We start from the raw sequence: 13,950 nt of genomic DNA, 5'->3' as shown, positions 1-13,950 counted from the left end.
TGAGTCTCGGCTGATTAGGGGAGATTGGCGACACTCAGGACAGATTGGAGCTCGAAGCCGCACAAGGATGAATGGCCATGTTGCCCGACTGGGTTCTGGAGGAGACGAAAGATGTCCACCTGGGCGACCAGAGACTCAATGACCGGATGCGACTGATCCTCGATCATCTCAGCGCCGCTCCTGCGGTCAGCATCCCGGCCGCCTGCGAAGGCTATGCCCAAATGGCGGCGGCTTACCGCTTCTTCGATAACGACAAAGTCCACTTCGACAATGTCCTGGATCCTCATGTCCACGCCTCCCGGCGGAGGATCGCAGGGCAGGAACGGGTCCTGCTTGTTCAGGACACGACCGAGATCGATCTCACCCGGCCCAACCAGCAGGTCCGCGGGGCGGGAACGCTGGATGGAAGCTCCCGCTTCGGAATGTTCCTGCATCCCTTGATGGGCTTCACCCCGGACGGGACCCCGTTGGGGATTGTTCACGCCAAGGTCTGGAATCGCGAGGAGAAGCCACAGACCAGCCAGTCGATGACGCGGAGCGAGCGGGCGCAGATACCGATCGAGCAGAAGGAGAGCATGCGGTGGGTGGAGGCGCTGCGGGCCGCGGGAGAACTGGCCGCACAGGTTCCTGGAACCCGTTTCCTGATGGTGGCCGACAGCGAGTCGGACATCTATGAGGTGCTGGAAGAGACCTCCGGGGCGGCCTGCGGCTACATCCTGCGCGCTTGCCAGGATCGGGCTGTGGTGTCGGATGACTGGGGTGAAGCCCGGTTGCGGGCCGAAGTTCTCAAAGCTCCGGTCCTCACCATCAAGACGATCGCGGTGCGGGGCAGGAAAGCCAGGATCTCCACGGATCAACGGTCTCGTCGCCAGTCCCGTAACGATCGCATGGCGGTAATGGAGGTCCGCTCAACGAGGGTGACGCTGCGTCCTCCGTCCCGTCCCGACCGGACACTGTCGGAGGTCACGCTGAATGTGGTACTGGCAAGCGAGGTTAATCCCCCTGCCGAGGAGCCGGCCATCGAGTGGCTGCTGCTGACGAGCGAACCGGTCCAGTCGGCCGACGAGGCGTTGGGGTTCTGGAGGACTACACGCTGCGGTGGATGATCGAAGTGTTCTTCCGGGTGCTGAAGTCGGGCTGCCGGATCGAAGAGCGGCGGTTCGAGACGGTGGATCAAGTGTTGCCGGCCTTGGCGCTCTCGCTGATCGTGGGATGGCGGACGCTGTATTTATGCCGTCTGGGTCGAGCGTTCCCGGATCTGGACTGCGAAACGCTCTTTGAGCCGAGCGAATGGAAGGCGGTGTATCGGGTGGTGACGGGGAAGTGGCCGCCGCAAAAGCCGCCGAAGCTGAAGGCGATGATCCGTCTGGTGGCGAGACTGGGTGGCTTCGTGGACCGCAAAGAGAACGAACCGGGGCCGCAAACGCTGTGGCTGGGCCTGCAACGAGCCCACGATATGGCCCAATGCCGGGACATCTTCCGCCCCGGAACCGGCAAAGACAGAGATGTGTAGAAGAACGAGGGCAACGCCCCAGGTTGATCGCGTGGAGGATCGGCAAGCCCTGAAGGGACGCGACAGCGCCGGTTGTTGTGGCGCCCCCTCGGGGCTTGGAACCAACGCGACCTCCATTCCTGGGGCGTTGCCTCAGGCTGCATTGTTCAACGCGTTCAGCGTTCAGAAATACGGCTCGGCCACTCCGGAGACTGTCCCTCCGTGCCGCTCTGGTGCACCGGACGACCGGCAACACTCGGTCTGCGGCTCAGTCGGGAGGGCGGACGCCACCCGTTGTGCTCGCGTCGTTCGCAAGACAAAGACAAGTTGACTTTGACAGCGGCTCTGGTCAGGATAAAAGTCAGGTTGACTTTGTCTGGAGCCGTCTGATGTCCCGCTCTTCGCCCGCCGTGACGCAGTTTGAGCTCGCTGTTCTGCAGGTCCTCTGGGAGTCGCCGGATGTGCCGATCCGCGACATCGCCGATCGGCTCTATGGCGGGGCGTCGACCTCGCAGTATTACACCGTTCAGAAGCTTCTGGAGCGGCTGGAGGGGAAGGGGCTGGTGACGCGGGATCGGGACGGGCGGACGCATCGGTTTCGGGCCGCGATCGACCGCAGCCAGTTCGTCGGGGATCGGCTGCAGGACCTGGCCGACACCGTCTGCGAGGGCTCGATGGCTCCGCTGCTGACGGGCCTGCTGCACACGCGGTCGATCTCCGCGGAGGACGTCGACGTGCTGCGGAAGCTGGTGGAGGACCTCGAGGCCCGGACCCGCAAGGAGCCGGGGCGGCGCCGGCGGTCGTGATTCTCTCGGAGTTGGGCTCACGCGGAATGCGTTCAGGAGGGAGTGAGACGATGGCTGCACTTCTCGAATGGGGAATGGGAAACGCCCTCCTGGCGACAGGACTGGCGATCCTCGTGGCGGTGCTCGCGCGACTCCGCCCCCGCACCTCTCCGGTCCTGCTGCACGCCCTGTGGGTGCTGGTCCTGGTCCGCCTGCTCCTGCCTCCGTTGCCGGGGTGGCGGTTCGCCGTGCCCCTCCCTTCGCTGGAAGATTCCCGGTCGGCGGCGAGTGTTCGTTCAGAGGGTGCGGGGCCGGTCGGCCCGGTCGCTCTCGCGAGCCCGGATGTTTCGGGCGCCGTCGAACCGGATCCGCTGTTTCACCCGGAGTACGCCAAGGGCGGCAGCGATTCCGTGGTCCCTCCCCCGCGGAGCGGTCTCGTTGAGGCGGTCCCGGCGATGAGGCCGGCGGAGGAGCGCGTGCCGGTGGGGACTCATCCGGCGACGTCCGCCGTTGCGGCGTCGGCCCCGCGGGATCAATCGCCGCTGGTGACTCAGGAGGTTCCTGCCGCGGGACGCCCGCGGGTTGGGGTGGTCTCGTTCCCGACTCTCCTTGGCGGTGTGTGGCTGGGGGGATCGCTCCTGGGAATGCTAATCGTCCTGTATCGCACGCTCCGGTTCCGGAGCTGGCTCCGGAACGCGGAGCCGGCCGGGCCGGACCTGATCGAAGCGGGCCGGGAGGTCGGCCGGGATCTGGGGTTGAAGAGCTTGCCGCGGATTGTCGTCACGTCCGGGAACGTGATTCCGGCCCTGTGGCCGGTGGGGCGGCTGACGGTTCTTCTCCCCCGGTCGCTTGTCGAGGAACTCCCGCGCGAGGTGCTGGCGACGCTGCTCTCGCACGAGCTGATTCACGTTCGGCGGCGGGATCACTGGATCCGGTTCCTGGAGCTGCTGGCGACAGTCGGCTTCTGGTGGCTGCCGACCGTGTACTGGGTTCGGGGGCGGCTGCATGAGGCGGAAGAAGAGGCCTGCGATGCCTGCCTCATCGGGACATGGCCGGAGCGGGCGGCCGACTACGCCCGCGGCCTGGTGGCGGCCGTGGAACTGCTCTCGCGCCGCAACGTGGGACTTCCGGCGACGGGGTTGACCGGTCTCGAACAGCTTCAGCAGCGGATCACCCGGCTGTTCGAGGGAGGGACTTCGCCGCGCCTTTCGCGATCGGCGATTGTCATGCTCGCGATCGCGGGCGTGATGGCCTGCAGCGCTGGACTGAAGCGCGCCGTCGTGGCTCAGGAGCCCCCGCCGAGGAACACCGCCGCTCCGGTTCCCGCGGCCAAGCCCGACGCGCCGGCCGGGCCGAAAGCGGACGACCTGTATCGTGCTCGCCTGACGGTCTCCGCCGCGCGGCCGCTGGGGATCGATTCTCTCCCGGCCGCCTGGGACATCAGCGAGAAGCATCTCTCGCCGGATGGGAAGCGGGTGGCGTTCGTCGGTCGTGTTCCGTCACCCGGTCAGGCAGTCACCGGGTTGTTTGTGGTCGACCTGGAGTCGGGCGAGCTGCGGCAACTCAGCCGGAAGACGATCCGGATGGGGTTCTGCTGGTCTCCTGACTCGCGGAAGATCGCGACAGGGCACGCCGCCGGATACGTCGTCGACTATCCGCTGGTGATGATCGATGTCGTCACCGGCGAGGTCGATCCGACCGGCGTCCTGGGGCACGCCCCCGCGTGGTCTCCGGATGGGACCGAGATCGCCTGTGTGACCGACCGCCATCGGGCCGACGGGCAGCCCGACGGTCGCATCGGCATCTGGAACGTCGCCCGCCGCGAGTTCCGGCAGGTCACGCCTCCGGGACAGACCGTCTCGATCGAGGAGACCGGCGAATCGTTCACGGTCGGCGCCGTCCGGCCGACCTGGTCCCCCGACAGTCGGCGGATCGCCTTCGAAGTTCTCGCGCGGCATCGGAAGGGGGAGACGAGATTGTCGGACTGGCAGTTGTGGGTGGTGGACCGCGACGGAACGGGACTGCGGCAATTGGCGCACGACCGGCCGGAAGTCGATCACGCGTTCGAGTGGTCGGACGACGGGAAACAATTGAAGCTGGGGAAGGAGTCCCAGCCGCTTGATGCGGCGGGGGGGCGTCTTGTGGCGGAAGCCGGCTGGCCAGCGGCGCCGGCGGCGATGGCGGCGGTCCTGGAACGGGAGAAAGCCGCGGTCGAGCGGGGGGCGAAGTATGACACGGCCCGGGTGCTCGAGCGGAACCGCGCCTGGCAGCGGCCGGACATGAGCCGGTTGGCGAACCTCCAGTTCACCCACCGGATGGCCCCGGCGCGGCTCGATGAGCGTTTCTCGTGGCGGCGCGATGGGAGTTGCTCCGTCGAGGTGCTGCTTCGCGAGGACAAGCAAGGTCCGGAGGAAGTCGGGCGTCTGTGGGCCCTGACGTCAGGGGGCGATGTGCTGACACGCCGCCCGGATTCGCCGTATCCGCGCCGGACGCCGACGGCCCTCGAGAAGGGGGATGACGAGCGCTGGGGGCATCTGATGGGGACGCGGACCTGCTTCGTGGCTCTCGACTGGGGGCGGCATCCGGACCGCTACTTCGTCGTCGATGCCCGGCCGGGCGAACCAGGCCAGACGGTGTTGACGCTCAAGACGAACTTCATGCATCCCACGTTTCGCGACAACCGGCGGCGGATCAACGCCGGGGCGATGTTCCACACGACCTCCTGGTCCTACGTGCATGACCTCTTCGCCGGTCGGACCGATCTCCTGATCGACGACGCGACGGGACGGATCCTCCGGGAGTCGGCGGATCTGGACAAGGATTCCCGGACCATCACGTTCGACCGCTGGATCGAATTGCCCGACGGACGCTCCGTTCCGGGGCGGATCACGATCGAGATCCCCGGGCACCAGTTCCACGTGGAGTACGAGTTCCACATGCCGGTCGAGCCGCTGTGGATTCTGAAAGCAGGACGATCGTGGTTCGACGGGAAGGAGCCGCAGACCGAAGAACTGGTCGATCTGAAGTGGGATGTGGCCGCCCCAGACGTCGATCGCCACCTCGCCTCGCTGCAGGCCGCCATCGACGAGCTGGCGCAGCCCGCCGTGGAGCCGCAGCCGGTTTCGAATACCGTCCTCCCGCTGAACCTTGGAGACACCGTTCCCCTGCGATGGACGGGGGTGGACGATCCGGTCTGCCGGTCGATCGAATCGCTCCGGTTCACGATTGACCGATTCGGGTGGGAACCGGGCGGACTGCCGCTGCTTCAGCCGCTCTGTCTTGAACTCGTCGTCCCACAACTGCCGGCCCGGATCGCGTCGCCGGAGCCTTTGACGGTGACGCTCTACGACAAGCAGGGAGCGCCGGTCGATACGTTCGCCATTCCGATCGCCGGTTTCGAATCACTCGCGCGTCCGGCCGAGCCGTTCCTGAGCCGCATCCGGAAATCGAGCCGGCTCTGGATCGATCCCGATCGGTCTGCGCTTCCGGAGCTCTTGTACCGCTTCCATCTGAACTACAAAGAAACGGAGCATTCCACCCGGGACCCGAACAACGCGAACGCGCTGCGCGGGATTACGTACCGGTCCGCGCTGGATGCGATGATCGCTGCGCCGAAGGAGTTTCGGGCACCGATCCAGTTTGAGGCGAGCCTCGATGGACGGCGGGTGGATGTGGCGGTGATTGTGGGGCCGCCGGTCAATCGGCAGATGGGGATTGGAATTCAGGGGACCTACGTCGGAGGATACGTCAGCAGCCGGTCGGAGCAGACGCTCCTCGTCATCGATCACGATACGGGGCGGCCGCTTCTCGAACGTTTCTCCGATGACGAGATTCGCTATCTCGACTATCGGGAACCGGAGGCCGGGCAGTTCGTCCCGATGCGAATCACCCACACCGGGTTGGATTTGGAGGCGATGTTTCGCGACGCCAAGTACGGATCGACGGGCGCGGGGCGGCCGTCGCGGCGCCAGATGGACTTCCGCTTTCAACTCGTCGAGGACCGGTCCTGGCTCTTTGCTCAGGCGATCGAGCCGGGTGGCCGGAATGGTGCCTATGTCGACTCGATCCGCGTCGGCGGCCAGCCTCCGAAGCGGGTGGACGTTCTGGAGGACGCGGCGCCGGAAGTTCTGCCGCTGGATGTGAAGGCCCTGACCGATCGGACGTTGCCGCCGGAGGCGACGGCGTTTGAGCGCTCGCTCGTCTCCTATGGGGACTTCACGACGCGGCCGGAGTTCGAGGGGTTGAAGAGGACCGTCTGGGATGGTCAGCAGCGCGTGTGGGTGAAGCTCAACTATCCGAGATTCGGCGAGCACCTCCTGGGCTGGTCCCTGCATCGCGTGACCGCCGACGGGGTGACGTCCGCGACGACCCAGGCGAACCAGGCCGCGTTTGCGAGGACGGCCGCCGCCTCGGCCGTGCTGGATCGGGCGGTGCTGGTCGATGTGGCGGCGGATGAGGGCCGCAAGACTCGGCTCCGGTCCGTGCAGCTTCACCGGAACGACGCCCGGGAGTGGAGCGCGACGCTGAAGGTCGTCAGCGAAGCGTACTTGACGGAGCAATCGTCCGTGGCGGCGGTGGTTCTGCTGGATCAGGAGGGGCGTCCCTTGGCGTCGGGGCAAGCCTCCCTGACCTGTCGCGTGATCGATTCCCCGTACGTTCAGGATGTCGTCGTTGACCTGGGAACGCTTCCGGAGGCGGTTCGTCCGTCGCATGTGCTCCTGGGGCTGAAGAGCGAAGTGATCGGGGGGCCCGTCGGATCGATGTGGGGACGGTTCATGGATGACGGGCCCGTCTTCCCGATCGATCGGCTCCTGGCGAGTCCGCACGTCGAGATCTGGCGGGCGGGGCTCTATGAGCTCTACCGCGATGGTGGGACTGGCTACCTGCGGGTCAACGAGCAGCATCCGGAACGTCAGCGAAGTGAGGCGGCTCAGGTCCTTGGCCGGTACCGGTCGCACTTCGAACGGCTGCTGGTTGAGGGGCAGGATGTGGAAGGGCTGGGGCTCCTGTGCCGTCTGGCGGGGCATTCGGGCGACGCCGCTTACGAGTCGCGGTTGGTCGAGCTTCTGGATCATCCTGAGCTGTCTGTTCGTGAGGGGGCCGCGATTGGTCTGGGGCTGCTCGGGAACCCGCGGGGCCGCGGGCTGATCCGGACGCTGCTTGATCGCCAGCCGAAGGGTGTCCTTGCTGGCGATGCGGGGATGGCGCTCGATCGACTGGGGGAGGGGGCGACATCGGGGCGTTGATGTTGGCTTTTCGATGCCGACGCAGCTTTGTTTGCTCAAACCCAACGTGCGACGGCCGCTGGGGTCAAGGGGGCTTCGCCCCCTTGCCGCCGGAGGCACTTCCATGAGGAACCGTGGTAGACGACGGGCGTCCCTTTTGTGAAACCGGCGTTGGGGACTCACGGCTCGCTCTGAAGACATCGCGGGTTGGTGAGGGGCATCCGGCACTGCGTCCGCGTTTGGACACTCACTCCTTCAGACACCTCTCGACGAGAGGGCCTCCGGCGGGCAAGAGGGCGTTGCCCCCTTGCATCCCCCACCAGGGTGCCCCTGGACCCGGTAGGGGGGGACGTTGGAGTTGAGTGTTGGCCTCCGGGTTCTCCCGGAGTGGCGTCACCTCTTCTGATCCGGCGCGTCTCGTCTCCCTCGATTTTTTCGAGATCGGAGATTTTCTCCCTCAAACACTTCGGACTTCGGTCACTTCCCTGTTGAACGGACGGCCGGACCAGTCACGGTCCGTTCCGAAGTCAGTCTCGTTGGCCATTCAGCAATCGCCAGGCACGGGGCCGCTGCGCGCCGCTCGTTCGCGTTCCCTTCTGTCCACCACATCGTCCCAAGCTCCCCGGGGCTTGCTGCTGCCGCTGGCCAACGGCTCGCAGTCGCACCCAGTCGGAGCCATTCCCGGCCGTCAATCGACGGATCTCTTTCCGAGGAGGCGGGTTCTCATGAAATGGCTTTTCGCGCTCGCGCTGACAGCGACCACCTTTGCCCTGGGTTGCGGTAACCAGGAAGACACGCGGACGACCGGACAGGTCCAGGGGAAGGTGACCTTCAAGGGACAGCCGGTCCCGTTCGGGACCGTGACGTTCTCCCCGGTCCCCAAGGACGACAAGGACAAGGAACCCGGAAAGGCGGCCACCGGTCAGGTGGAGACGGACGGGTCCTTTCATCTGAACACCTACATCGAGAAGGACGGCGCCGTCGTCGGCAAACACAAGGTCTCCATCGGGTCTCCCGATCCCGCTCGGAAGCTTCCGGGGAAGAGCCCCGACGACCTCATTGTCGAGGTCAAGCCGGGGGACAATCCCGTCGAGATCCAGCTCGTTCGGTAACGCCATCTTTCCTCCACGTCTAGTTGGCCGTTCTGGCCCCTTTGTCACTCCCGTCCGTCTGTCCCGTCTGCTGGAGATGCCCATGCCTGGTTCCAAGCGCCTTGGATTCACGCTGATTGAACTCCTCGTTGTGATCGCCATCATCGCGGTCCTGGTCGCCATCCTGCTCCCTGCCGTCCAGCAGGCCCGGGAAGCGGCGCGGCGGTCGAACTGCCAGAACAACCTCAAGCAGATCGGCGTCGCCCTCCACAGCTACCTGGAGACGCACTCCCGGTTCCCCGCCGCCTGCTACAAGACGCTGAACCAGGACAACACCCCGACGATCCTGAACCGCCGGGCGACCCACTGGTCGGCGATGATTCTCCCGTACGTCGACCAGGCCGGTATCTACAACCAGCTCTCGTTCGGCGAAGGGCTGGGCTGGAACGCGGGCTACAACCTGGAGGCCCGCAAGCTGCGGATCGAGACCTACCGGTGTCCCTCGGTCCCGACCTCCGAGGGAGTCGCCTCGATGGACCGCGACAGCGGCAACATGGCGGCGCTGCCGGGGATCATGACCGTCAACTACGGCGTGTCGATCTCGGGCACGATCGGGAACCCGGCCGGCACGAAGGGGGGCGAGAACCGCAACCACGGCGACGACAACGTTCCCGGGGTGAACGGGAACGGCGATACGACCCGCCACAACGGGGCGTTCAACCAGAACACCGCCTTCAGCACGTCCGACTTCCAGGACGGGACCAGCAACACCGTGGCGGTTGGCGAACGATGGCGGGGACCGACCCAGAGCACGGCCCTCGAATTCTTCGCCCTGGGGAGCGAGTATTCGCAGAACAACCATAACACGTTCTGCGGTTCGTTCGGCATGCCGATCAACATTGCCGGCACCGACGACCAGAAGCGGATCGGGTTCAGCAGCCCTCACGCCGGAGGGGCGCAGTTCCTCATGATGGATGGGGCGGTGACCTTCTACAGCCACAACATGGCGGACGCCCTCCGGCTGGCCCTCGGGAGCCGGGCTGGGAATGACATCGGGACTCCATGACTCCATACGTGTGATTCCGCAGCTGTGATCCCGAGCCCGTGAATCCCGACAGGCCGCGACCGGGGAGGCATCATGCGACTCACCGACGAGTTCCCACTGGCTGGGCATGACATGGGGCCGGACCGCACGGAGTTTCCGCGCCTTGGCGACGATCTCCCGGAGCGGGACAAGACCCGCGTCTTCCTCCGCCTGTTCCTGGAGAACCAGAGGCGGCTCTATGGCTACGTCCTGACGCTCGTGCCTCACCGGGCCGATGCGGACGATGTGCTTCAGGAAGTCAGCTTCGTCCTGTGGGAAAAGTTCGATCCGGAGCGGCCCCCGGTCGACTTTGCGGCATGGGGCTGCCGGATCGCCTATTTCAAGATCCTGGAGCTGTTCAAGAAGAACCGCCGCCGCGTCCCCTTTCGCCAGGAGATGCTGGAACGCCTCTCCGAGACGATCCTGGACCAGGGGGACGCGCTCCAGTTGGACGAGCGCCGCGCGGCGCTCCTAAACTGCCTGGCGCGGCTGAGCGAGAAGGATCGCGACCTGCTGACGCGGCGATTTGCCGAGGGGGCGACGACGGAGTCGACGGCGGCCGCGGTTCAGCGGAGCGTGGCGGCGGTGTATCAGTCCCTGTCCCGCGTCCGCCACGTCCTGTTTGAGTGCATCACGCGGACGCTGGCCCGGCAGGAGGGGAGTCCATGAACCCCGATCCAAACCCGCAGCCGACTTCCTTTCCCGAAGCCGAGGAGCTGCGGGCTCTGCTCGACAAGCTCTGTGAGGAGCGGATCCGGCCCGAGGAGATTGCGCGGCTGGAGGAGATCGTGCTCAGCCGGCCCGAGGCCGAGGCGTACTACGTCCAGTTCATGGGGATGTACGCCGATCTCACTCACGCTCTCTCGGTGCCGCCGAAGTTCGTGGAGGAGGCGCTGCGGCGGCATATCGAGGTCGCGGAGGGGATGGGCTCGCCGTTCGCCGTCAGGCCCGTTTCGCCGGCGACGCGATGGTGGACACTCCGGCCGTTCGCTTCACTCGCGACCGCGGCTGTTGCGGTCCTGGTGGCCATTGCCGCGTTGTGGTGGACAGGGCCCCGGCGGGCCGCCGATTCGCCTTCGGCGGCGATCACGGAGAGCGCTCCGCAGACGGGTGAGTCTGACGAAGACCATTTCGACAACACGGTGGCGCTCGTTCGGGCAGACTCATCGGCCGAGTGGGAGTCCGGGATGGCTCCGGTGCACGCCGGCTCCCGGCTGGCGCCCGGGGCGCTGCGGCTGAAGTCGGGCTTCGTGGAGATTGAGTTCTACAGCGGGGCGGCGGTCGTGCTTGAGGGGCCGGCGGACTTCGAGATCGTCTCGCCGATGGAGGCGTTCTGTTCCCGCGGCAAGCTGCGGGCGACAGTCCCGCCGCACGCCAAGGGGTTCACGATCGGCACGCCGCGGCTGGACCTGATCGATCGGGGGACGGAGTTCGGCCTGCGGGTCGATGGGACGGCGTCGACCGAGGTTCACGTCTTCGAAGGGAAGGTCGAGCTCTACAAGACGGGCGAACGGAGAGTCGCTCCCGAGCGGGAGCTGACGACCGGCGAGGCGATCCGTATTGACCATCAGGAGTCCGCGAACCGGATCGCCAGCGATTCCGGGGCGTTCCTCAGTTCGGAGGAGCTTGTGGTCCGGGCGCAGGCGACGGCGCAGGCCCGGCTGCGGACGTGGGAGGCGCGGCGGGAGGCCCGGCAGCGGGATCCGAGTCTGGCGGTCTATTACACGTTCGATCGGCAGGAGGACTGGATCCGGACTCTGAAGAATCAGGTGCCGGGGCGGTCTCCCTCCGGCGACGGGACGATTGTCGGCTGTCAGTGGGGACCGGGGCGGTGGCCTGGAAAGGCGGCCTTGGATTTTCGCCAGGTGTGTGACCGCGTGCGGCTTCATATTCCCGGGGACTTTGACGCGCTCACGATTGCGGTGTGGGCGTGTGTCGATGCTCTGCCGAACCGGTTCAGCTCGCTGCTGATGGCGGATGGGTGGGAGAGGTTCGAGGGGCACTGGCATCTGAGCAATCGCCGCTCGCTGGAACTGGGGGTGATGGGGCCGGGGCGGGGGATCCGGTATTCCTTGTCGCAGCCGCTGGATGAGGAGTTCCTGGGGCGGTGGACGCACTTTGCGGTGGTCTATGATCGGGCGGCGCGGAAGGTGATTCACTATGTCAACGGGCGGGCGGTGGCGGAGCTGCCGCTGGTTCAGGAGATTCCGGTGCGGTTCGGGGATGCGGAGCTGGGGAACTGGACGCCGGGGAATGTGCAGGCGTTTCCGGAGCGATTTTTGATGGGGCGGATCGATGAGTTCCTGCTTTACTCGCGGGCGCTCTCTCCGAAGGAGATCGAGCAGATGGCCGCGGAAACAGCGGAGCCGTGATTGCTGCGAAAGACGCCCTTGCCGGCGCAGCGTTGCTCGCTCAAACCCAACGTGCGACGGCAGCCGGGGTCAAGGGGGTCACCCCTTGCCGCCGGAGGCGCTTCGTTGAGGAACCGTGGTAAGCAACGGGCGTCCGCTTTGTGAGAACGGCGTTGGGAACTCCTCGCTCGCCTCGGATCCCAGCGGGTTGGCGAGGGGGCATACGGCACGGTGTCCGCGCTTGGACACGCCGTTCTTCAGACATCTCTCGACGGCCAGGCCTCCGGCGGGCAAAGGGGCGTTGCCCCTCTGCACTCCCCACCAGGGGCGAGCCCCTGGACCCCGATACGGATTCTTCAGGGCGTTTTGCCGAACAGTTCTCGGAAACGACGCGCCGACTTCGGGAACCGCGTTCCCTCCTCCTTGCCCGTCCCCTCCACGCCCGGCGACAACTGATGCCCGTGGTCCGTCTCGTTGATATCGAAGTAACAATGGAACGCCACGCCATTCGCCGGATCGGTCAGGAAGGCATGCATCCGCTCGATGAAGTACGGATTGTCCAGACCACCATGCTGATGATCAGACCAGACCAGCCCCCACTCCGGAATCGCCAGCGGCTTCTTGTGGTCCTTGGCGAACTTCGTCCAGAACGCCAGTCCCCGTGGGCTTTGGACGATCCACTCCTCCCATGCTTTCTTCTGCCGCCGCTCAATCTCCGCCGCGGTCGCGTCCGCCGGCCACGGATAGGTGTCCGCGGTCCACGTCTCGTCATAAACGTCGACCCCGACATAGTCCACGAACTCGTCCCCCGGCCAGGCCTCGTCGGCCGGGAACTGCTGGTCTCCCAGCGTCGGGTTCCAGCAGAACTTGAGCCCCTCCGCGCCGGGGACCGCCCGCATCGTCTTCACGATCTGCCGCCAGTACTCCGCGAAGGCGGCCGTCTTCCCCTTGGCTCCCCACGGATACCAGTTCCCGTTGAACTCCCAGCCGGGACGCAGGATGGTGTCCCCCAGGCGGTGCTGGACGAGGTTGGTCGCTAGATCGCGGAAGTGTTGGTTGTAGGCCCCTGCCGCTCCCTGCTCGAGGGAGACCGGCTTGCGGACGTCCTTGCTTCCCTGCGTCGGTCCGCTGCCGTCGACCGGGCCGGTGAGGAGCGGGATGGAAAGGATGAACCGGCGCGACGGCTTCTCGTGGACCCACTTCGACCACGCTTCGAGCCACCAGACGGGCCAGCCGACGTTGTCCCACGATTCCCAGCCGACGAAGTCCAGTCCCCATACCGCGTCGCGGCCGAGCCAAGTGGCGAAGGCGTCGACGCCGGCGGTTCCGTTGGGCCAGTGGTAGGTGCCGAGGACCGGCTCCTTGGCGGCGGGCTTGGCCGCTGGGGTTTGTGCCGAGCCGCGCGGGGCGATGAGGAGGGAGATCAGAAGCAGGGCGGTAACGAGGGCGGCGGAGGCGGAGCGGTTCGTCACGATGGTGTTCTTGGTGGAGTGGGAATCGGGCGGGCATTCTGGATGGCGCCGGTGCCGGAGGCAATCTCAGCGGCGGTTCGTCGTTACCCCCATAACCGGGGTCCAGGGGGCCACCCCTGGTGGGGGATGCAAGGGGGCGAAGCCCTCTTGCCCGCCGGAGGCCTGGCCGTCGAGAGATGTCTGAAGGAGAGCGTGTCCAATCGCGGACAACGTGCCGGATGCCCCCTCGCCAACCCGCGGGGATTCCAAAGCGAGCAGTGAGTCCTCAACGCCGGCTCCACAAAGGGGACGTCCGTTGCTTACCACGGTTCCCCATCGAAAATGCCTCCGGCGGCAAGGGGGCGAGGCCCCCTTGACCCCAGGCTGCCGTCGCACATTGGGTTTGAGCTATGGAAGTCGTGCCGGCAAGAGCCATCCGCGACGCATCGAGTCGAGAACGCCTATGTGAAC

At 66.2% G+C, this 13,950-nt stretch carries 9 protein-coding genes; 8 read left to right on the top strand and 1 reads right to left on the bottom strand.

Annotated features, from left to right (window positions below):
* Nucleotides 1-77: 77 nt before the first annotated feature.
* The 8 genes from VT03_RS08870 (at nt 78) to VT03_RS08835 (ending at nt 12,049) form a co-directional block, all read left to right on the top strand.
* Nucleotides 78-1,106, top strand: a complete 1,029-nt coding sequence (locus VT03_RS08870; protein WP_075092649.1) for an IS4 family transposase — start codon at nt 78-80, stop codon at nt 1,104-1,106.
* Nucleotides 1,103-1,513, top strand: coding sequence for an IS4 family transposase (locus VT03_RS08865; RefSeq protein WP_075092648.1), 411 nt, complete (start codon nt 1,103-1,105; stop codon nt 1,511-1,513). The genes VT03_RS08870 and VT03_RS08865 overlap by 4 nt, the downstream gene beginning before the upstream one ends.
* A 368-nt stretch (nt 1,514-1,881) precedes the next feature.
* Nucleotides 1,882-2,298 (top strand): BlaI/MecI/CopY family transcriptional regulator, encoded by a 417-nt coding sequence (locus tag VT03_RS08860; RefSeq protein ID WP_075092647.1) that lies wholly within the window; start codon nt 1,882-1,884, stop codon nt 2,296-2,298.
* 50 nt (nt 2,299-2,348) lie between these two features.
* Entirely contained in the window at nt 2,349-7,523 is a 5,175-nt protein-coding gene (locus VT03_RS08855) for a M56 family metallopeptidase (RefSeq protein ID WP_197489263.1), read from the top strand.
* A gap of 704 nt (nt 7,524-8,227) precedes the next feature.
* Entirely contained in the window at nt 8,228-8,614 is a 387-nt protein-coding gene (locus VT03_RS08850; protein WP_075092645.1) for a hypothetical protein, read from the top strand.
* Nucleotides 8,615-8,696: 82 nt separating this feature from the next.
* Nucleotides 8,697-9,659 carry a DUF1559 domain-containing protein gene (locus tag VT03_RS08845; RefSeq protein WP_197489262.1) on the top strand — a complete coding sequence of 321 codons (963 nt, stop codon included), beginning with the start codon at nt 8,697-8,699 and terminating at the stop codon, nt 9,657-9,659.
* A gap of 72 nt (nt 9,660-9,731) precedes the next feature.
* Nucleotides 9,732-10,346: a sigma-70 family RNA polymerase sigma factor gene (locus VT03_RS08840; protein WP_156514363.1), complete on the top strand. Its 615-nt coding sequence runs from the start codon at nt 9,732-9,734 to the stop codon at nt 10,344-10,346.
* The gene (locus VT03_RS08835) at nt 10,343-12,049 is read left to right on the top strand and encodes a LamG-like jellyroll fold domain-containing protein (RefSeq protein ID WP_075092643.1); all 1,707 of its coding nucleotides are present in this window, start codon (nt 10,343-10,345) and stop codon (nt 12,047-12,049) included. Before VT03_RS08840 ends, VT03_RS08835 begins: the two co-directional genes overlap by 4 nt.
* A 335-nt stretch (nt 12,050-12,384) precedes the next feature.
* Here the strand turns inward: VT03_RS08835 and VT03_RS08830 are convergent, their stop codons facing one another.
* Nucleotides 12,385-13,500, bottom strand: coding sequence for a glycoside hydrolase family 26 protein (locus VT03_RS08830; RefSeq protein WP_075092642.1), 1,116 nt, complete (start codon nt 13,498-13,500; stop codon nt 12,385-12,387).
* Nucleotides 13,501-13,950 lie beyond the last annotated feature (450 nt).

Origin of the sequence: Planctomyces sp. SH-PL14, from assembly GCF_001610835.1 — a bacterium.
GTDB lineage: Bacteria > Planctomycetota > Planctomycetia > Planctomycetales > Planctomycetaceae > Planctomyces_A.
Note: the sequence above shows the minus strand (reverse complement) of the source record. Positions and strands in the feature narration are given on the sequence as shown.

Excerpts from the sequence above, each read along its gene's own strand:
- VT03_RS08870 (WP_075092649.1), top strand. The coding sequence starts at position 78 with ATGTTGCCCGACTGGGTTCTGGAGGAGACGAAAGATGTCCACCTGGGC.
- VT03_RS08865 (WP_075092648.1), top strand. The coding sequence starts at position 1,103 with ATGATCGAAGTGTTCTTCCGGGTGCTGAAGTCGGGCTGCCGGATCGAA.
- VT03_RS08860 (WP_075092647.1), top strand. The coding sequence starts at position 1,882 with ATGTCCCGCTCTTCGCCCGCCGTGACGCAGTTTGAGCTCGCTGTTCTG.
- VT03_RS08855 (WP_197489263.1), top strand. The coding sequence starts at position 2,349 with ATGGCTGCACTTCTCGAATGGGGAATGGGAAACGCCCTCCTGGCGACA.
- VT03_RS08850 (WP_075092645.1), top strand. The coding sequence starts at position 8,228 with ATGAAATGGCTTTTCGCGCTCGCGCTGACAGCGACCACCTTTGCCCTG.
- VT03_RS08845 (WP_197489262.1), top strand. The coding sequence starts at position 8,697 with ATGCCTGGTTCCAAGCGCCTTGGATTCACGCTGATTGAACTCCTCGTT.
- VT03_RS08840 (WP_156514363.1), top strand. The coding sequence starts at position 9,732 with ATGCGACTCACCGACGAGTTCCCACTGGCTGGGCATGACATGGGGCCG.
- VT03_RS08835 (WP_075092643.1), top strand. The coding sequence starts at position 10,343 with ATGAACCCCGATCCAAACCCGCAGCCGACTTCCTTTCCCGAAGCCGAG.